The organism is Psychrobacter okhotskensis (genome assembly GCF_013248965.1).
Lineage (GTDB): Bacteria > Pseudomonadota > Gammaproteobacteria > Pseudomonadales > Moraxellaceae > Psychrobacter > Psychrobacter okhotskensis.
On record NZ_JABRVQ010000022.1, the window covers coordinates 1 to 20225 of the forward strand.

The 20225-nt window shown below is 44.2% G+C and carries 17 protein-coding genes; 7 read left to right on the forward strand and 10 right to left on the reverse strand.

Annotated elements, in window-relative coordinates:
• The first annotated feature begins 299 nt into the window (after positions 1 to 299).
• From HQR03_RS10675 to HQR03_RS10690, 4 genes are all read left to right on the forward strand, one after another.
• Entirely contained in the window at positions 300 to 761 is a 462-nt protein-coding gene (locus HQR03_RS10675) for a hypothetical protein (RefSeq protein ID WP_173240162.1), read from the forward strand.
• A 43-nt stretch (positions 762 to 804) separates the two neighbouring features.
• Positions 805 to 1257, forward strand: a complete 453-nt coding sequence (locus tag HQR03_RS10680; protein WP_173240163.1) for a hypothetical protein — start codon at positions 805 to 807, stop codon at positions 1255 to 1257.
• A gap of 29 nt (positions 1258 to 1286) precedes the next feature.
• A complete protein-coding gene (locus tag HQR03_RS10685; protein WP_173240164.1) occupies positions 1287 to 1796 on the forward strand; it encodes a hypothetical protein in 510 nt (169 codons plus the stop codon).
• A 140-nt stretch (positions 1797 to 1936) separates the two neighbouring features.
• Entirely contained in the window at positions 1937 to 3430 is a 1494-nt protein-coding gene (locus HQR03_RS10690; protein WP_173240165.1) for an amidase, read from the forward strand.
• Between the two features lie 35 nt (positions 3431 to 3465).
• Here HQR03_RS10690 and HQR03_RS10695 read toward each other — a convergent pair whose 3' ends face one another.
• Positions 3466 to 4368 carry a DODA-type extradiol aromatic ring-opening family dioxygenase gene (locus tag HQR03_RS10695; RefSeq protein WP_025652117.1) on the reverse strand — a complete coding sequence of 301 codons (903 nt, stop codon included), beginning with the start codon at positions 4366 to 4368 and terminating at the stop codon, positions 3466 to 3468.
• Positions 4369 to 4545: 177 nt separating this feature from the next.
• Positions 4546 to 5034 (reverse strand): 23S rRNA (pseudouridine(1915)-N(3))-methyltransferase RlmH, encoded by a 489-nt coding sequence (gene rlmH, locus HQR03_RS10700; RefSeq protein ID WP_025652118.1) that lies wholly within the window; start codon positions 5032 to 5034, stop codon positions 4546 to 4548.
• A gap of 236 nt (positions 5035 to 5270) precedes the next feature.
• Between rlmH and HQR03_RS10705 the strand changes: the two genes are divergently transcribed.
• On the forward strand, positions 5271 to 5717 hold the full coding sequence (locus HQR03_RS10705) for a DUF2147 domain-containing protein (RefSeq protein WP_173240166.1): 447 nt from the start codon (positions 5271 to 5273) through the stop codon (positions 5715 to 5717).
• A 203-nt stretch (positions 5718 to 5920) separates the two neighbouring features.
• Here the strand turns inward: HQR03_RS10705 and HQR03_RS10710 are convergent, their stop codons facing one another.
• The 6 genes from HQR03_RS10710 to dapC all read right to left on the reverse strand — a co-directional run bounded on the left by HQR03_RS10710 (position 5921) and on the right by dapC (position 13458).
• Complete coding sequence (locus HQR03_RS10710; protein WP_025652120.1) at positions 5921 to 6460, reverse strand: DUF421 domain-containing protein; 540 nt, start codon at positions 6458 to 6460, stop codon at positions 5921 to 5923.
• Between the two features lie 160 nt (positions 6461 to 6620).
• Positions 6621 to 7136, reverse strand: coding sequence for an ABZJ_00895 family protein (locus tag HQR03_RS10715; RefSeq protein WP_025652121.1), 516 nt, complete (start codon positions 7134 to 7136; stop codon positions 6621 to 6623).
• 139 nt (positions 7137 to 7275) lie between these two features.
• The gene (locus tag HQR03_RS10720) at positions 7276 to 9348 is read right to left on the reverse strand and encodes a D-alanyl-D-alanine carboxypeptidase/D-alanyl-D-alanine-endopeptidase (RefSeq protein WP_173240167.1); all 2073 of its coding nucleotides are present in this window, start codon (positions 9346 to 9348) and stop codon (positions 7276 to 7278) included.
• A gap of 94 nt (positions 9349 to 9442) precedes the next feature.
• Complete coding sequence (locus HQR03_RS10725; RefSeq protein ID WP_173240168.1) at positions 9443 to 10048, reverse strand: 3'-5' exonuclease; 606 nt, start codon at positions 10046 to 10048, stop codon at positions 9443 to 9445.
• 17 nt (positions 10049 to 10065) lie between these two features.
• Positions 10066 to 12024, reverse strand: coding sequence for a DUF294 nucleotidyltransferase-like domain-containing protein (locus HQR03_RS10730; RefSeq protein WP_173240169.1), 1959 nt, complete (start codon positions 12022 to 12024; stop codon positions 10066 to 10068).
• 186 nt (positions 12025 to 12210) lie between these two features.
• Positions 12211 to 13458: a succinyldiaminopimelate transaminase gene (gene dapC, locus HQR03_RS10735; RefSeq protein ID WP_173240170.1), complete on the reverse strand. Its 1248-nt coding sequence runs from the start codon at positions 13456 to 13458 to the stop codon at positions 12211 to 12213.
• A gap of 379 nt (positions 13459 to 13837) precedes the next feature.
• Here dapC and HQR03_RS10740 point away from each other — a divergent pair, with 379 nt between their 5' ends.
• Positions 13838 to 14509 carry a hypothetical protein gene (locus HQR03_RS10740; RefSeq protein WP_173240171.1) on the forward strand — a complete coding sequence of 224 codons (672 nt, stop codon included), beginning with the start codon at positions 13838 to 13840 and terminating at the stop codon, positions 14507 to 14509.
• A gap of 430 nt (positions 14510 to 14939) precedes the next feature.
• On the opposite strand, the gene glnD is transcribed toward HQR03_RS10740, so the two are convergent.
• Positions 14940 to 17666, reverse strand: a complete 2727-nt coding sequence (gene glnD, locus HQR03_RS10745; RefSeq protein ID WP_173240172.1) for a [protein-PII] uridylyltransferase — start codon at positions 17664 to 17666, stop codon at positions 14940 to 14942.
• 174 nt (positions 17667 to 17840) lie between these two features.
• Entirely contained in the window at positions 17841 to 18632 is a 792-nt protein-coding gene (map, locus tag HQR03_RS10750) for a type I methionyl aminopeptidase (RefSeq protein WP_418889574.1), read from the reverse strand.
• A 471-nt stretch (positions 18633 to 19103) separates the two neighbouring features.
• Between map and HQR03_RS10755 the strand changes: the two genes are divergently transcribed.
• Positions 19104 to 20180: an esterase/lipase family protein gene (locus tag HQR03_RS10755; protein ID WP_173240174.1), complete on the forward strand. Its 1077-nt coding sequence runs from the start codon at positions 19104 to 19106 to the stop codon at positions 20178 to 20180.
• The last annotated feature ends 45 nt before the right edge of the window (positions 20181 to 20225 follow it).

A 20225-nucleotide genomic window follows, 5' to 3' on the forward strand; every position in this document is an offset into this window, starting at 1 on the left:
TTCATGGTTGCAATCTCACTTTGGTCGGTGGATAAAGACTTTGATGCTAGCGCATCTAGGTCTTTTTTTCACCTCATATTTGGTATTGCACTTCATGTGTTAATCTAAGCTTATATTAAACAATAAAAAAGACGAGTCACGAGAGTGGTTCGTCTTTTTTAATTATCAGGTCTGACATTGAAAATCACATAGTGAACGTTAAAATATTTCATTGAAACTTAAAGGTTACTCCTGTATAAAATAGTGAACATTAGTTTTTTATAGCCAAATTGAGTGTGTCGTCATGGAGGACGCTGATAGTGCATATGCGAAGTATAAAAGGTATTAAGAATATAACGAGATTCTATGAAAAGTATAGACTTGGTGTTTTTAGTATAATTTTACTAGTCGTATTAGTGTTTAACATAGGGTTTTTGCCCTATTGGCTTTATGGTTTAGGACACAAATATATCGTTAGTCTGACTCCGATAAACACTCTATTCGGTATCGTTATATTAGGCTTGATTCCTACGCTTATCGCTAGCGTAATTTTCGGTATCTATTTCTCTAAAAGGTATGATGAAAAATTAATGGCTAAATATTTATATTTTTTAGAAGATATTGCTTCGGGTGTTTATGGTGTTATTTTATTTTTATTAGCTACGATCATATTGATTGATATGCTGAGCGTACCGTTTTCAGATGCTTTTTATATTAGTATATTTATTATGGGTTTAGGTCTTACGTTTTTTGAATCTTATTATAAATACTATTATAAATAACTGAGTATGTCGTTTATGAGTACATATGTATCGGAGTAGAACAATGGAAAATAAAATACGTCTTGATGGTATTGCTGATAAGAAAATTAACTTCACTGGTTACCGACTTGTTATTCTTAGTTTGATCGTCATAGTATTTGTTTTTTTAATGTTCGCCCTTCTTGTCTTTCCAGTTTTTAGTATATTAACTCTACTGTGGAGTATCATTGACTACTTTGCACTTTCATTAGAAAAGATAAAGGTTCTTTTATTAATACTGTTAGTTGTATTCTTCTATGGTTGCTGGTTTTATTTTAAAAGCAAGAATGAGCAAATAAGTGAAAAAACAAAAAGTACCGAAGCCGTGTTATTTCTTGGTCTGCTGATGACTAGTTTTTTGGTAGTCACCTTTGGTTATCTAAATATGTACATTATTGATTATAAGATTAATGATGTGACTTCTTACTGTATATTTTATGCTAATTTACATATCTATTTTAAGTTAAAGTCACAATGAGTTTATGCCTGATACCTAAATGAGAAATCATGAGAGATATAATTTTTAGAGGGTTGGCTATTTTGGTTGGCTTGCCAATGATGTTGCTAGGAGCTGTCTCACTGTTTGATCCAGAGGGTTTTGAGCTGATGTACTCTATAGGCTCTTTGGCGATTGGCATTATTTTGAGTTGGTATGGTGTCGTTGGAACAGTATTGCTTATAGGAGATAGTTTCAGCGGTTATAATGACTCTCATACAATATCGACTCACAATCAAGTATTTTTTGAAAAATTGTTGATATTTCTATTAATAACTATCTTCACCATAAGAGTGATCATAGATATTATCGATGGCAGAGCGAGTTGGTTAGAAGTCATCTACTTATCTACGACTGTATTTATAGTCATTGCTATCGGGATGGCCAAAATAATGCAAATAGAATCCCTTGCGAAGGCTACCCTAGGGTATTGGTTAGTGCTTATTTTGAATTTTATTTTTACTATTATTATTTTGATTACGGCATTTTATAATATAGGTATCAATATATTTGGTAGTTAAGCCAGATAATAAACTTGAAGCATATGTTTAGATGAAAACTTTATGGAATTCTTTAATTACCAAGAAGTAGTAGGTTTGCACTGGCTACCTGTATTGTTTACGCGATACAATCAAGTAATCCATCCAGCAAGGACGCTACTATGTTTAAAGAATATACCCAATATGATGCCCTAGGTTTAGGCGCGCTCGTCAACTCGGGTGAGGTCAGTGCCAAAGAGTTGCTAGACGCTGCGACTCAGCAAGCCAATAAACTCAATCCAAAATTAAACGCTATTATCCATCGCTTTGATGAGCGTGCTTATGATGCCGCGCAAGCAGGATTGCCAGCAGGCGCATTTAACGGTGTGCCTTATTTACTCAAAGACCTATCATTTTACTTTGCTGACGAACCCATCACGATGGGCAGTCGTAGTGTAAATGTCGTGCCAGAAAACGATAGCGAAATCGTTAAACGTATGAAAGCGACAGGAGTCAATACCTTTGGTAAGACCAATACGCCAGAGTTTGGTTTAATCATCACCACTGAACCCAAGGCTCACGGTGCCACCCATAACCCATTCAAAAAAGGCTATAGCTCTGGTGGTTCATCGGGTGGTAGCGCGGCGGCGGTGGCGAGCGGTATCGTACCGATGGCAGGTGCTGGCGATGGTGGCGGCTCAATACGTTTTCCGGCAGCATGGTGCGGAGCGTTTGGATTCAAACCCAGTCGTGGACGTAACCCCATAGGTCCCTCATTCGGGGAAGGTTGGGAAGGGGCAGTTGCCGATCATGTGATTACTCGTAGCGTACGTGACAGTGCCGCTATGCTCGACGCTACCAGTGGCGCTGAGATTGGCGCGCCTTATGTGATTGCGCCACCTGATGGGACATTTTTACAAGCAGCGATGCGCGCCCCTCGGCAATTAACGATAGCTTTGCACCAGCAGCCACTAGTCGCCAATACCGTAGTAGACAAAGAAGTTTTGAACGTTCTGGAGCAGACGGCAAAGCAATTAGAAGCTATGGGACATCGAGTGGTACCTGCCGAGCCAAATATTAATATCGAGCAATTTTGGCATGATTTTTTAGTGGTGGTTTGTACCCATACCGCCTTTACCATTGATAATATCGAACGCACATTTGGTTCAGAACATGTCAAAAACTTAGAGCCGCAAACCTATAATATGGCGATGCTGGGACGCTCGCTCTCTGCCGTTGACTTGGCGCATGCTAAGCAAGGCTGGCATGACAGTCAATATCAAACGGGTCTATTATTAGAGAGTTACGATATGATTCTGTGCCCGACCGTACCGACGCCTGCGGTTAAACACGGTGTGCTACCACCAAGCCGTATGGATGAGATGCTCATGCGTAGCGCAGGCTTACTCAACAAAGGCATCGATATGGGTAAATATGCCTTTAGCTCAGGGATGATTGAAAAACTTAGCCAGCCTGTACTGGGCAAAATGGCCTTTACTTTGCTGGGCAACGTCACTGGACTGCCTGCCATGTCGTTGCCAGTAGGTATGAGCAAAAAGGGTTTGCCGATTGGGATGCAGCTGATTGGGCGTATGAATGATGAGACGACGCTATTTAGTATTGCTGGCGAAATGGAGCGTGCGGGACTATTTACCAAAGCTGCTTTTGAAAAGTAGTTGTATTTTTGCTATCGCTATGGCTTGAAAGTTGCTTAATCAAAGCGAAAGATATCCATTCCTAAGCTGTGGTGCGCCATACTTTGATGCACCACCGAGACGCGTTGACCCGCTCCTAGGGCAAAAAATAGTGGTAATAGATGCTCATCGCTCGGATGTATGCTTCGATAATTAGGATATTGCTGCCAGTCTAATGCTGCTGGGATGTCTGTTTTGAGCTGCTGGAGTAACCATAGCTTAAAGTCTTGTGCCGTCTCATCTATGCTATCAGCTTGCCAGCGTAGGGCTTGCAGATTATGAGTGATATTGCCTGAACCAATGACGAGGATTTGCTCACGACGCAGCTGCGCCAGTTGCGCGCCTAGCTGATAACAGGCAACACTGTCATAGTGCCGTGGCAATGATATCTGGACGACAGGCACATCGGCCAGCGGATAGAGGTGTATAAGCGGTGCCCAAACGCCATGATCGCAGACGCGCATCGGATTGACGCTACAGGCGATACCACGTGCCGTTAACTGCTGCGCTAACGATTCAGCGAGCGCTGGGTGACCAGCAGCAGGGTATTGTAGCTCGTATAGCTCAGGCGCAAAGCCCGAAAAGTCATGCCATGTCTTTGGTCTTGGGTTACTACTGATTTCCAACTTTGCCGACTGCCAATGCGCCGACATAATGACGACGGCACGTGGCTTAGGTAAGTTTTGCCCGATACGAGCCAAGGCGCTGGTTGTGGCCGATTGTTCAATCGCCAGCGTTGGGGCACCATGCGAGATAAATACTGCTGGTAGCTTGGCTAAATTGGGCGCAGTTAACTGCCCAGCCTGGACCTCTGCCAAAGCTGCTGTGGTGGTAATAGGCTTATGCAGCTCTTGGTGATGTGACTCACGTTGCTGATGCGCATAAGGGGCGTTCGATGTCGCTCGTTTTGGGTATTTCATGTTCCGTTTATTAGGGCGCGCGCCCATTTTTCAATCGCTTTGATGAGGTATCTTTTTTAAGCAAACCGTTATCCATTAATATAGCATTCATGCTATTTTTAATGGCTATAATTTTCAGTAGCTAAGATTTTTGATATTAAAGCTTTCAATTGCTTAAGTTTTCAATTGTTAAGGTTTTTAGTTGCCACGATGATAAGGGTGGTTGTGATTGATGCTCATCGCCCGATATAGTTGCTCCATCAACACCACCCGTACTAATGGGTGCGGCAAGGTCAGCGCGGATAACGACCATTTCACATCAGCTTTTGCCAATACGTCCGGCGATACGCCATCAGCGCCACCTATGACTAGGGCGATATCATCGCCTTGCTGCATGGCACCGGCCAATTTATCGGCCAATCCTTCTGTCGAGAGCATCTTTCCTTTGACATCCAATACCCATAACTGCTCACGTCCCGCTGCATTATGAGCGGCTAATATCGCCTGACCTTCTTGCTCGCGGTACTGGGCGAGATTGGCATTCGAAGGGTTTTTGGCACGTTTGGCGGCGGCAAGCTCAACAATTTCTGTGCTGAGCATTGGCTGGATACGTTTAAAATATTCATCAAAACCCGTCTGCACCCAGCTCGGCATCTTGTTACCAACCGTCAAAATTCTTACTTTCATAATACATACCATGTCAATAATTGAGAAAATGTAACAAAAAATTTTTAAGGTTAAGTTGCCGTAACAAACAACCCTTTTACAAAGCTTTTTTTATGCTTTACTAGCATTCGACAAAGAGTTGTTCTTTACTTCATTGTTATCTTGAGAAGTAAGGAGTTATTGTATAATGTCTTTATGCTATTTTTTTAATGCATCATAAGTTCAATTGAAAATTTTTTTAACGAAAGGAGTCGTTTATGAATCGTACTATATCGAGTTTACTTACCTTTACCGCTGGTGCTCTGCTATCTACCTCTGTTTTTGCTGCCTCTTTAAATGGCTCGCAATGGCAAACCATTGATGACAAAACGGGTGAAAAAAAGGCCATCATTCAGCTGAGTGAGAGCAATGGCAAGGTGTCAGGAAAAATAATCAAAGTACTCAACAAAGAAAATGCTAAAGCCGTTTGTACTAAGTGCCTTGGCAGCCTTAAAAATCAACCTGTTGAAGGTTTGCAAATTTTATCAGGCCTAAAAGCCGATGGTAATAATAAATGGAGCGATGGCAAGTTAGTAGATCCTGAATCTGGCAAAACGTATTCTGGCAAACTTACGTTAAGTGACAACGGTCAAAGTCTAGACCTGCGAGGCTATGTTGGCTCGCCACTCTTTGGTCGTTCGCAGACATGGAAACGCATCAAGTAAAGGTTAGGCTATCGATCAGCTAAACCATTTAGCAAGACTATAATTCAGAAAGCTGTAATTTCAGAAATAGTCTCGTTGAGTATAAATTTAACAACAAAGGATGGCCGATCAAATTGGCTATCCTTTTTTATGTCTGTATCTTTAACAAGTTGCTATTACTATTCACGACATTTACTACTGCACGACATTTACGGCTAACGACATCACATAAGTGGCGCGATGGTTTGCGAGACTTTGTCTTCTGTATGTTGGCTATTATCACTATCGCTTGGTCTAGGAATAATCGTCAGCTTAGCGTCAGATTCAAAAACGATGGCCTCTACATCATCGAAATTATTAATGCCTTCAGAACGCATAGCACACTCGATTTCTTGACGCGTCAGGCGCTCAGCATTCATAGCATCTGGCAAAAACTGCCCTTGATAAAAAACGATGCGCGGCTCTGACAAAATAAAACTGCTAAATTGCGGTGAAATAGAGGCATATTTGGTGACCAAAAACTGTAATAGGTATAGAACCAAAATAGAAGCCATGCCTTCGATAAGGGGGATTTCTTTGAGCAATATGGTACTGGCACCCAATGAGCCAATCATCACGGTGACGACCCAATCAAAGTTATTGAGCTGAGAAGTGGAGCGCTTACCAGAGATTTTGGTGGTCAGCACGATTAGGATGTACACCATCACAGTGGTCAAAACGATGCGTCCAAGCTTGTCTATGTTGTCAAAAAATAGCATGTCCATAGTGTCAACTCCTATCAATAATACAAAGTAGTTCAATGTTAAAGGCTAGGGCGTGTCTGCAATCTGAAGGTTACGCTAGCTAAAACTAGCGTAACGGAATTCACACCCTAATAGTGAAAAAACTTTGTAGTACGTTGTAGAGAGTGGCGCGTGTCCAAATTCAAAGGGTTTTGCGTTTGGGATCAAGCAGACGATTCAGCGCCCAAATACTGATACGCGCACTGATAAAAGTCAGTACCAGTATCATGACTAAAGCAGAAACTAGCGGTAGAGGTTGCTGCATAGCCATCTCGACCAAGACTTCACGGTTCACCGCGTCGAATAAAAAGAACCAGATGCCTAAGAAATAAATAGCAGTCAATAACCAGACCACCGCGACCCCGCTTAACGTCAAGCGATTGATTTCACTTTTATTCAGGGCGCGCTGTTGATGCTTAATAAATTTACTGACCGCAATATAAGCGCCAATAATGATAGAGAGTACGGTGACCAATTGCGAGTTTAGGGCAAGTTTGGTCTGAATCATCATAAATATCGCACTGGTAAGAATATAACCTACCGTAAAAAAACCAACATATTGTGTCAGTTTAGGCGACGTTAATTTGCTGCTTTGTGGCGACCCAGTGTGTGCAGATTGAGTAGTAGACTTGCTGAGTGGCGTGGTCTTACGTGACATAAGCTGACCTTTATAAAGGTAAAACACTGACTATCGATAACAGTGCAAAATAAGGCAATAAAAATGTGCGATAAATCAATAGAGAAGGTTGAGCGCTATTTGTTAGAGCTATTTATTTATATTACTTGATAAAGACCAATCATTGCTGAGCGGTCCAGTCGAGCATTGCATCCAATACCGGTCTGGCGGTAGTAGCATTTAACGCCTGTTCGGTATTGATAAGGCCAACGACGACATAATCCTGCCCAGACAAGCCTTGGACATACCCTGCCATCGACGTGACATTATTTAAAGTGCCCGTTTTTATCCACGCGCGACCAATAGCGGCCGACTCAGGCAAGCGCTCGCTATGAGCAGCAATGGTGCCACTGACGCCAGCGACGCCTAATGAATTGACATAAGCAGCGAAGCTAGGATGGCTATAAGCGTAGGTTAACAACTCGCTTAAGTTAGCGGCTGTTATGGTACAGTCGCGGCAGAGTCCTGAGCCATTGGTCAGATAGGGTGGCGGGGTATTCAGATGGTTTTGCCACCACTGATTTATCGTTTGTAATGCCGCAGGATAGTCCGTAGCAGCAGGTTTGCCAAACTGATATAAGCTGCTTGTCTGCTTGCTCATGGTTTTATTATCTACGGCGTTAGCATTGCTCGATGTATTATTATTTCCGCTAGTTATATTGGATTCTATATTACTTTTAATATTAACGGCTTTAACGCTATCTGCTTTGGTTGTACTGTTACCTATAGCAGATTGACCATAAGCACCAATCGATAGTGCGACTTGCTCGGTCATGACATTGTTAGAAAAATGATTAATATCATAAATCTGCTGGGTTAAAGTTAAAGACGGATAACTGACCAGCGGCAAGGGTGCCATCGATAACGCTGCCAGACCCTGCGTCGACTTGCTATTTTTTGCGGTCTGATAAGGCGTTTCTTGTGAGATGACCTTGCCACTTAGGGTGTTTCCCAGTGCTTGCCATTTGGCCGCGATGACCCGTGCCGCAAAGTCTTTGGCGTCAGGATAGGCGACATAAAAAACATGCTCGCCGCAGCTGTCTGGTAGGTTATTATTTAACGCCAGCTGTTCTGATTGCCACTGCGGTGCTAGGCTATAACGGGCTTGGCCACAGGAGGCTGTGCGCGTGTTGATCGTAGTTGGCAGCTGATAATCGGCCAATTTTGGTGTGTAGTCGAGGCTTGCTTGCCCATTATCTAACGGGTAGCTCTTGATACCTATCGTACTAAAATTCACCAAAAAACCATCAGGGCTGGCGTTATAAGGACGTAGGGGCGCGTTATCAAAGGCTGCCGGATCTTTACTCACACGATTAAAGACCGCACTATCAATAATAATATCACCGTCGATATGGTGAATACCCGCTGCTTGTACGCGATAGAGTAGCTGCTGTAAGCGCTCATGGGTCATCTTTGGGTCGCCACTTCCTTGAATGATTAGATCTCCATACAAACGGTCGCCGATGATGATTCCGCTATGATACACGCGTGTATGCCAGACAAAATCAGCACCAAGTGTGTCCAAGGCAATAAAACTGGGAACGAGCTTCATTGTGCTGGCAGGTGTGCGAGGAATGTCGGCTTGATGATTGATCAACGGTGAAAATGAAATCTTGATAGAGGTGTTTTTTGTAGACCCAGTATTTGTAGGCGCAGCGTTTATCGCAACGTCGCTACCTTCATTGCTACTACCATTATTGACAGATGTTGAGGTATCATCCGGCAGTATCGATGGCGCACTCTCTAAACTTTGATAAGTATAAGGATCATCGGTATAAGCGTGTAGCTGTTGCTCATGCTTTTGGATCGTCTGCTTCTCGATCGTTAGCAATGGACTCTGATAGACGGTTGTGTTTTGCTTGTTGATATGATCATCACTATGCTTGTCACTATTAGTGATTTTGCTGCTATTAACAATCTGAATAGGCGCGGGTAAGCGACTGGCATTTTTGTCACCCACTGGGGTGATCACAATACTGATATCTGCTGCGGTTAAATCGGCTCGCCCTAGCGCGGCTTGAATGGCTGCTGGTAGAGCCGCTTGTGCATAGAGCGGCGATGCCATAATAGCTGCCAACAAGGCCAGCGTGGAGAAGCTTTTGCCAGACGGCATAAACAGTCTCAGATATTTCGCAAGCGATTGATGTTTGGTGGTAATAGCAGGGTCATTAGAGGGTTTAGAAGTGAGTAGCATGAGCAGTCTGTCATCAGGTAAAAAATCAGACTATGGTAACATGAGTTGCTGTTTTCGCGTAGCTGTAGCGAGCCCCTCTCAACATCAACACGCTCTAACGTACATGTAAAAATGCCATTGCTGTCATGATAGCATCGTTATACGCATCGTGGCTTCCCAATTTGGGAATCTGATAATGCGCTAAGATATTGCCCAGCTGTTGTGACTGAGTGGGGATACCCTGCGTGCGATCGCCCATACGCCGACTGTATAAATGCCGCACATCAATGACTTCGTTCGGTAATGTCGTGCCCATATAGCGTTTCACCAAGGGATTCAAAAACCCCGTATCTATTTGTGGGCAGAACCCCACTATCGGTCGATTATTAATAAAGGGTAGCAGTAATGCCAACATCTCATCATAGCTCATGCCATGCTCGACATCAGCGGTACGCAGACCATGAATCACGATAGTATCGCGGTCAGGCATCACTGGCGGTCTGCAAACCAGATGCATGCCATTACCAGTATCGATAGTATTGCCATTGATATGAATCGCAGCTATAGACAGTAAGTGGTGCTTTTTTGGATTGAGTCCAGTCATCTCACAATCAATCGCTACCCACTGCTCAGGTGCTGATGGAGCAAACATCGTTGCTAGCTCTGGACGCTGTAGATGCTTCTTTTGCCACGCGCATGATAACTGTCGAAACCAACCCATATTCGTCGATCGTCCATTTAAGAAATTTCTAGTTGATAGTGCTGTCTGAGCTGCGCCTTAAAGCTTTTAACCACCGCCAGACACTCTTTTAATAGATCACGCTCGAGCGCTGATAACGTCGTCGGATTGACCTGTCGCGCATGCTTGTCATCGGTAGAGAGCGCCACGGATAAACGCTGCGCCATAAAAAACTCTAACGCCTCTAATAAAGTGTCGGCACGTTCTTGGGTTAAGGCATGACTGCTTACCAAGGCCTTTAGACGACCTTTAGTGCTAGGCACGTGTAAGACATCATTCTCTAATGCCAAAGTGCGAATACCATGAACCAGCGGAAAGATACCGGCTTTTTTTAAGTCAATATCTTGTACATTGGGCTTACCGCCTAGTAGGGGCACGAACTTTTGCCACCACTGATTGACATCACCAAACTGTAAGGCGGCACGGGCGAACTGACGGACGAACATTGGATCAGATTGCCTATGCGCTGTTTTTAGATGGTCGCGTATTTCAGTGAGTAGCGACTCATCGCCGCAGACATATTCGCCGTCCAGTATGGCGGACAAATAAATACTGTGCATCGGATCGCTGTTTTTAAACCACAAACTGATATTTGCTTTGAACTGTTTTAACGGCTGGCGCCACATCGGATTGGTCATCATGATATTGCCATCGCATAACGGATAACCAAGGTTTGCCAAGTGGTTGTTAAAGGTATCAGCGAACTGCGCCAAGTCAGGATGGGTAAAGCCATCACGGATAATTAAGGCATTATCTTGGTCAGTACGCATGATTTGCTCGCCGCGACCCTCTGAGCCCATGACGATTAGGCAAGTATTTTCCACAATGTCTTCAGGAACGATAAGTCGCCAGAGTTTGGTGAAAACTTGGGCATTGAGCGTCTGTACCATGCGGCTAATATTGCCAATTTTGACACCGTTTTGATGTTGCGCACGGATATAAAGACCGATGAGCTCGACTGCCGTATCTAAGCTCGGCAAGTCTTTTGCTTGCCCGATTTGAATACTAATGAGCTGCGAATGATGCCCAATATGGGCGAGCATATCGCTTTGTCCCAGTACGCCTGCAACGTCACCATTGCTGTCAATCACAGGAAGCCTATGAATGCGGTAGCGAGTCATGGTCAATAGCGCATCGCCAATCTCGTCATCAGCCTTGATGGTACGCAGATTGAAGTTGGCATAACGCTGGCAAAGGGTAGTGGCAGGGTCTTGCTGTTCGCTCACGGCACGGCAAATATCGCTATCGGTCAAGATGCCGAGCAGATGACCGGTGCCATGTGATGTTTCTTTTATATTTTCTAAATGATTTAAGGGTCTTATCAGTACATGTTTTAGCCCCGCTTTGGTCATAGTATGAGCGGCTTCGTATAAGCTATTATTGGCATCGACAATGTGTACCGGCAATAGATTGACATCAATCACTGGCTGCAGCATGATTTGCTGTACTTCTTGCTGATCATTATAGCTATCAATATCTAAGCCTTGACTACTACGACGCTGTTGTAAGGCTTTTAACCGTTCAGGCAATTTGTCTGACAATAACTGGCGTACCAAATGGTTTTGCGCACTGATTTTGTCCACGGCCGTACCATCAACTTGTAGCAGTAGAGTGTCTTCAGCCGCACGGAACTGGTAGGGTGAGGGGTTGGTAGTATTTATGTCTGAGTCTGCTACCGATGTTTTCTCTGTTAGCGATTTGGGCAGACGCCGACTATCGAACCAGTCGTTGCTATTCAAGTGGTCAGAGTGATTGCTACCCAAGTAGGAAGCGACAAATTCACCATCAAGCAGTTGCTCAATTTGCCCTTTGATGACCACATAAAGATACTGCATGTCTTCAGTAGCCAAGCTTTCATTTTTGGCAAGATAGCGAATTTGGGTGTGCTTTCTGATACTTTGCCGTTCAGATAAACGAAAAACATCAAACGGTGGCTGGGTAAAATCAAGATGGGGCATGGCATCATCCTTGATGGCATATTCAATAGTAGACGCTTTACTATAGCACTATTAAAGCAAAAAACCTCCAATAACCATATTATTATTGTGGTTATTGGAGGTTGCTATGTAGAGGTGGATATATTTTTTAGAACTTACTGCTTTAAGGACTACTGCCGTTAAAGGTGAATGCTGTTAAAGCGACTGTTATGCGCCAAGCAACTGACGAATACGACTGATGGCCTCACGGCTCTCTTCGACACTGGCAACCAGTGCAATACGCACATAACCTTGACCGGGGTTGTTGCCATTGACCTCACGTGACAAATAGCGCCCAGCTAAGGCGTGGATATTGGTCTGCTCGTACAAGGCTTTCACAAATGCCTCGTCATCGCCCGCGAACTGCTCGGGGACTTTGACCCAAAAGTAAAATCCCGCTTCTGGCATCCGCAGTGCTAACAGTTCACCAAGCTCAGCCATCCACAGCGCGAATTTTTCTTGGTACAGCGCGCGATTGTGCTCGACATGTTTCTCATCTTGCCACGCTGCGATAGACGCCAGCTGATGAGGGATGGGCATCGCGCAGCCCTGATAGGTGCGATATTGCAAATAAGCATGCAAAATCTCTGCATCACCAGCGACGAAGCCCGAACGCAGACCGGGTAAGTTGGAGCGTTTTGATAATGAATGAAACACCACACAGTTTTTAAAGTTATGACGACCCAAGGCTGCACAAGCTTGCAGGAGTCCAATCGGCGCGGTATCAAAATATAGCTCGCTATAACATTCGTCACTGGCAATGATAAAGTCATATTGGTCTGACAGGCGAATGAGATACTCCCAATCATCCATCGTCATGACCGAACCTGTTGGATTGTTCGGACTACACACGAATAACAGCTGTGTTTGCATCCATACTTCTTTCGGTACAGCGCGATAATTGCCTTTAAAATCATTGTCTAGCGTGCAAGGCACAAAGTAAGGCGTTGCTTGCGCCAGTATCGCAGCACCTTCGTATATCTGATAAAACGGATTGGGCATGACCACAGTAGGCGATGAGCCAGTCGATGAGCTAGGCAACTGGTGGTTTTCTATATTATCTGTCGTCTCAGTTTTATGATCAACAACCGCTTGCACAAAACTAAAAATCGCTTCACGCGTGCCCATGACGGGCAATACTTGCGTTTTGGCATCGACGTGATTTAAAAAAAAGCGCCTCTCAAGCCAGTGAGCAATGGTTTGGCGTAGCTCAAAGAGGCCATTAGTGCTTGGATAACGGCTTATTTTGTCCAAGTTTTCACGTAGGACGTCCAGCACAAATTCAGGTGGCTCATGTTTCGGCTCACCAATACCGAGCTTGATTTCACTGTGGTTATGGGCTGGCGTACTATTAGCAAGTAAAGTTGCCATCTTAGCGAAGGGATAAAGATGCAGGGCGTTCAAGTTGTGATTCATAAGTAGGGTAACTATAATAGACAATTAATAATAAAGTTATAAAGAAAATTTACATTCGAGCAGTGTAGCACTTCCCTTATTTTTTGTCTTTTTCTTATCGCTGCTAATTTATCGTCTCTTAAATAAATGCTAATTAGAAATTATTCATTGATTTAAGCGACAGGCAAACCTAAGAAGATTGCAGGCATTGTCATAAGCTTGGTGCTTTAGAGCTGATAGCATCTGCAAAAATTTGACTAGCAAGGAAGGCGAGTGCCAGTACTACATTTAGTACACTAAGTGAGCTTGATACCGCTAATCACATTTTTGGGATTGGCATGATAATAATATAAAAGTAACTGTCAGTGTTAACGACAGATTATGCTGAGGATAATTTGATATGGCTAGTGTCTCAAAGACTGATGATCTCAATGCCAAAGATATCAATAACAAAAACTTTGATAATAGTACGCCGCGCGCAGAGTTGTATAGGCAATTAAAGCAGCGTGAGCATCATTGGTGGCAGGCGCGTCAGCATCTGATTCGCCTAAAAGAGCGCCAGATGTTTTGGTTCGGTGAGAACAGCTTTATGATGTGGCTGCTATGGCAACTGGTCAGCTATGTGGTCGTAGCGATGGTACTGATGTCGCTCAGCAAGCTATTAAATATCTCGCTGCCGCTATGGCAGTATGTGGCTTTATTTGTGCTACAAACGCTGATTTTTATCGTTATGCTGGCTTTTAAAGGTCGATTGGCCAATAACTTGCAACGCCGAATCAATAAACAAGAGCTACTGCGCGAAGAGGCGCTGAATGAGATGACTATCTTAGCCGCTGACAGTCTGTATCTCGATGTGCATGCAAAAGCACCTATCTCTTTAAAAGCACTCTATGAGCATTACGATGCCCAGTTTCATCTCTCAAGCTTGCAATGCTTGCTCAAAAAGGAGGTTGATGCGGGACGATTACTCTTGGGGGAGCAGCAGCTAGAGGTAAATATATTGCCACCAGATTTGGCTGATGATGAGCTCAACGAGCATGCTAGCGAGATGATATATAAAAGCATCATATAATCAATTCTATAGTTGAATCACTATCAAACCAATACCGTACTGCTGGGATAAATTTTGCGCAGCCTCTGTCAGCGTAGACACAGCACGCAAGTAAAATTTGCACCAGTAACACTGATAACATTAGCATATCGATTTTATGTCGAATTGACTATATATAAATTCGCTACATCGTTATCCTCGCTAAGCATGCTAATGCATCGCTTGCACTCGGTTTCCTTGTATCAAAGTTACTTGAATTCAATTATACAGAACCAAAAATGGATTAATGACTTGGTGCTAAAAAGTCTAAACTTATCCAGCACCAATCCACTTTTCACCTTAAAAAATTTTTCACCTCAGAACTTCAATCCCAATCAATCAACGACACTTGTCAAATTCATGGATCGTTCATATTTTTAACTCTCTATACCATCTTAATCTTCAGTACCGTTTAACTTTCAACATTGTCGCTACGTAAGCTAAGACTCGTCATCAGTGCCGTTTTTAAGGTTTCGAGCTTATCGGCTGATAAGGGTTCGTCATTTCGGTCACTTATATAAAACATATCCTCTGCACGTTCGCCCAAAGTGGTAATACGGGCTGCATGCACCTCAATTTGTTGCTGCAAAAATATCTGACCGACTCGTGCTAATAGTCCTGGCTGATCGAGGGTTTCTAAGCTCATAATGTGCTGATCTGAAGCTTCATTAAACTCAAAATTAATCGTCGTCGCCACTTCAAAATGCTTGAGCTGGCGCGGGATACGTTTGTGCGTCAATTTTGGCACTGTCGGGTTTTTGAAGGCATCGATCAGTCGCTGTTTAAGCTCTTGCTGGCTGTCTTCATCAACCAGTAGCGTGCCACTACGATCCAGCAGCACATAGGAATCCAAGGCAAAGTCACGGGTGGCAGTAATGATTCTTGCATCCAATACGTCTAGATTCATCTGATCAAAGACTGCCATGGTAACTGCAAACAAGTTGACCTGATCTTGGGTATAAACGAAGACTTGCACTGCATCTAGCGCCAGCTCACGATGTTCACGTAACACGACTAATGGCGGGCTATTGGCATCAGAGGCACGACCAATGGGTGGATGGTCCAAGATGGCTTCGGTATGCCATAAAATATCTTCAGCAATCTCGCGCAAAAAGTATTCATCGCCCAAATCATCCCACAATCTAAGTACCTCATCGCGGTTCATATGTTGATTATCGACATTGTCTAACATGACCAATGCTTGCTTACGCGTGGCACTAATCATGTCTTGGCGATTGGTCGGTGCATCGATATCAGCACGCAAAATACGGCGCGTTTGCGAGTATAACTGTTTCATAAGGGTCGCCCGCCAGCTGTTCCATAACTGTGGATTGGTGGCATTCATATCGGCGACGGTCAGCACGTACAGATGATTGAGATGGGTGACGTTGCCTACTAAATCTGCAAAGAGTGTCACGACTTCTGGGTCTGAGATGTCTTTTTTCTGCGCAGTCATCGACATTAATAAGTGATAGCGGGTCAGCCAACCAACCAAATTGGCATCAGCGACACTCATGCCGTGTGCCAAGCAAAATTCAATCGATTCAGTCTCACCAAGCAAGCTATGATTGCCGCCGCGGCCTTTGGCAATGTCATGGAACATCGCTGCCAATACCAAAATCTCTTTGCGCTCAATACGCTGAAAGATAGCGCTGACCAGCGGGAAGTCTTCATAAAAACGCGAATCGGTGAAGCGGTGCAAGATACGAATTAAAAATAAGGTATGCGCATCAACGGTATAACGATGAAATAAATCGTATTGCATCAGGCCAGTGACTTGAGAAAAAGCAGGAATATAATTGCCCAAAACCCCATAACGATTCATGGTGCGCAGGCGATGAAACAAGTAATTCTGTTCTTTTAGATTGCCCAAAAACAGCGCTTGGTGGTTAGGGTTGTCACGGTAAGTCTGATCGATGCCACGCGCGGCGATTTTTAGCGCTCGCAAGGTATGGGTACGGACGTTTTTGATGCCATATTGACCCATGAGTAAAAACATCTCTAAAATCGACTCAGGATGTTGGGCAAAAACGCGATGATGCGCCATAGCAATTTGTTCGCCGACTTGGTTAAAGCGCGCGTTTATGGGTTGCTTTTTTGGGCGCTCATCATCAGGCAGTTGCGGCTCGATGATGGTCTCATAATAGTGATTGGTCAGCATCTCAGACAGCGTCGATATCTGCATGGCACAGCGATAGTAATCGCGCATAAAACGCTCAACGGCGGCGTTAGGCTGATCGTCTGGCTGCGCTTCATAACCCATCAGTTGGGCGATATCACGCTGATAATCAAAAAGCAGCTTGTTTTCATTGCGCCCAGTCAATTCATGCAAATGATGACGTATTTGCCATAGATAGCCTTCGGCAAAGCTCAGCTCGTCAAACTCTTTTTCGGTCAAGAAGTTCTGCTGCACCAAGTCATAGAGCTTGCTCACTCGAAAGTAGCGCTTGGTCACCCAGCCGATGATATGAATATCACGTAGACCACCGGGGGCCGTTTTAATATTAGGCTCAAGGTTATATTCTGTGGCATTGTGCTGCAAATACCGCGCTTTGGCCTCTGCAATCTTTACCTCAAAAAATGCACGCGGCGACCACTGTTTGTTGACGATCTGAATAGGCACGTCTTGCAAAGCCTCATTACCAATGAGCAACCTTGCTTCGAGTAGTGCACTGGCAATGGTATGGTCAAGCGCTGCTTCCACGCCATCACTGACACTACGCACGGATAAGGCAGGCTCAAGTCCGATATCCCACAGTAACGCCACCAAGTTATCAATCTTGCTACTGGCATCAGGACCAATCTCATTGGGAGCCAATAATAGAATATCGATATCGGAATATAGGGACAGCTCGCCGCGCCCATAACCACCAGTGGCGAATAACGCCAAATCGGTCTTATCCAGCTCAAACCATTTAAACAGGGCGATAAGTAGACTGTCTATAGCACAGGCGCGTGCCGCCACCAGTTGACGAATATTGATACCACGCTCAAGCGCGCGGCTGATATCTTCATTTATTTGGGTTAACCATTCAGGAATGCCGAGTAGGCTTTTTTCCGCCGGCAACAGTGACGCCGTAGGTGAGGAAAAGGAAGGCAGCGGCGTCAGATCGATCGAGGCGGCATCACAAGTAAACATGAGTGTTATCCCGTTAACAATTTAAAAAGGTGGATCATTGAAGCCAATAACTTCTTGGAGTTATAAAACTGAAAAATCGATAAGCACAATACGACGGTATCGTTGTCGATTGAGTTAAGAACATGCTCTAATAATAGCGCAAAAAAAAGACCGCCTAGGCGATCTTTTATGGTCTTACTGTGTCAAAAAACTCAAATCTTCTTCAGGGCGCGTGGTAAATACTTCACAGCCATTGTCGGTTACGACCATCGTATGCTCCCACTGAGCGGACAGTTTGCGGTCTTTGGTAATCGCTGTCCACTCATCTGGCAAGATTTTGGTCTGCCACGTGCCTTGGTTAATCATCGGCTCAATGGTAAAGGTCATGCCCGTCTTTAGCTCAAAACCTGTGCCTTTTTTGCCGTAGTGCATGACTTGTGGCTCATGGTGGAATTCATCACTGATGCCATGACCGCAAAACTCACGGACGATACTAAAGCGCTCAGGCTCGACCACTGCTTTAATCGCTGCACCAACGTCGCCGAGACGCGCGCCGTTTTTGACCACACTCATGCCAGCATATAGCGCGTCTTGTGCGACTTTGCAGATACGCTGCGCCATGATAGAGCCGTTACCGACGATCCACATTTTTGAGGTGTCGCCGTAGTAGCCGTCTTTGATCACGGTCACATCAATATTGATGATATCACCATCTTTGAGTAGCTTGCTTTCGGTTGGGATGCCGTGACAGACCACGTGGTTTACTGAGGTACAAATCGATTTTGGAAAACCGTTGTAATTCAGCGGAGCAGGGATGGCTTTTTGCACATTAACGATATAGTCATGAGCGATTTGGTTGAGGGCTTCGGTACTGACGCCAACTTTGACATGCTCATCGAGAATGACAAGGACGTCACTGGCAAGTTTGCCGGCCACACGCATTTTTTCTATGGCCTCTGGGGACTGGATAAGGGATTTTTTAGTCATCATCTTGTGTCTTATAGTTATGGGTTTAATGTGGATAAATTATACCATAAATGGATGAATGGCAGTTTTATGATAAGTGATATTAAATCTATCATTATTATTGACAATAGTTGCTTTACAGCGAGCTAGGGCGTGTCATCAATTACTACGTTTAATCATTTGATGGTCTTAGAACCGTTAAATTTTGCCAAACATCGTCAAAGACATTGTGAGTATCCAAATACGTTCTACACATTTTGCCTTGTTTGACGGCAATTTATTTCTTCTTAAGCCTCATTACCTAAATGATGATACCTCTTATTAACGGGTATGACTTTTCAGTCATTATAATATATCCGCATTTTGACAAATAAGTTGAATATTACAGAATATATAAGTACTGTAATTTTGGTTGCGAAAGGAATTAGTAGCCATTTTTACCGTTTTTGTGAGGTAAAAATAACCAAAATCAACGATAACAAGGATGTTGTTATGGCTCTCAAAACTTCTTTTGCTACGGCTATCACGCCCAGCACATTTTTACCATCGCTCGGTGCTATCAGTGCTGGCGTACTCATTATGGCTCTGCAAACGGCTTCGGCTCAAGCGGCAGGGCAGTACTATAATTGTGCCAACGCCAATGGCTGCACGCTAGTCGATAGCAAATACTTTACCTCCAGTTATACCAAGACTCAGTATCCAGTGGTCCTGGCTCATGGGCTTGGCGGTTTTACCAAGCTGTTTGGGGTCTTAGATTATTTCAACGGGATTCCTAGTGAGCTGATGAAAGGTGGATCAGAGGTGTACACCACCAAAACATCAGCGGTGAATAATAGTGAAGTCCGCGGCGAGCAGCTATTACAGCAAGTCAAAACCATCACTGCCATTTCAGGCGATCCAAAAGTCAATTTGTTTGGGCACAGTCAAGGCGGTATAGACATCCGCTATGTCGCTGGCGTTGCACCAAAATACGTCGCCTCGGTCACCGCCGTATCAAGTCCAGAGCAAGGCTCAAAAACCGCCGATTTTGTCAAAAACGTCCTTGAACCAAACAATGACACAGGTGAGCCATCAAACGTCACGACACAGCTGGTATCAGGGGTGTTTAATTTGATTGGCGGCTTTACAGATGTGGGATCAGGCATCAGTTTTAAAGAGATACAAGCGCAAGATGGCTGGCAAGCACTCATGGCGCTATCAACCGATGGTGCGGCCAAATTCAATGCCAAATTCCCCGCAGCAATGCCAACAAGTTACTGTGGTCAGCCAACCAGTACCTCTGCAAACGGTATCAAATATTACTCATTTAGTGGCGTCGGACAAGTCATGAGCGTCCTTGACCCTAGTGATTATCTGCTTGCAGCAACAAGCGTACCGTTTTTATTTGATGCCAATGATGGTTTGGTTTCTGCCTGCTCGAGTCGACTTGGGTATGTGATTCGTGATAATTACATCATGAACCATTTGGATTCAGCAGACCAAGTACTAGGTCTGACGGCATGGGGCGAGTCTGAACCAAAATCTATTTATAGCACTCAAGTTAATCGTCTCAAAAAAGCCAATCTATAATGCTATTAAGCGGTTGATGGAAGCTAATGTGTCTACTGTTGTTAA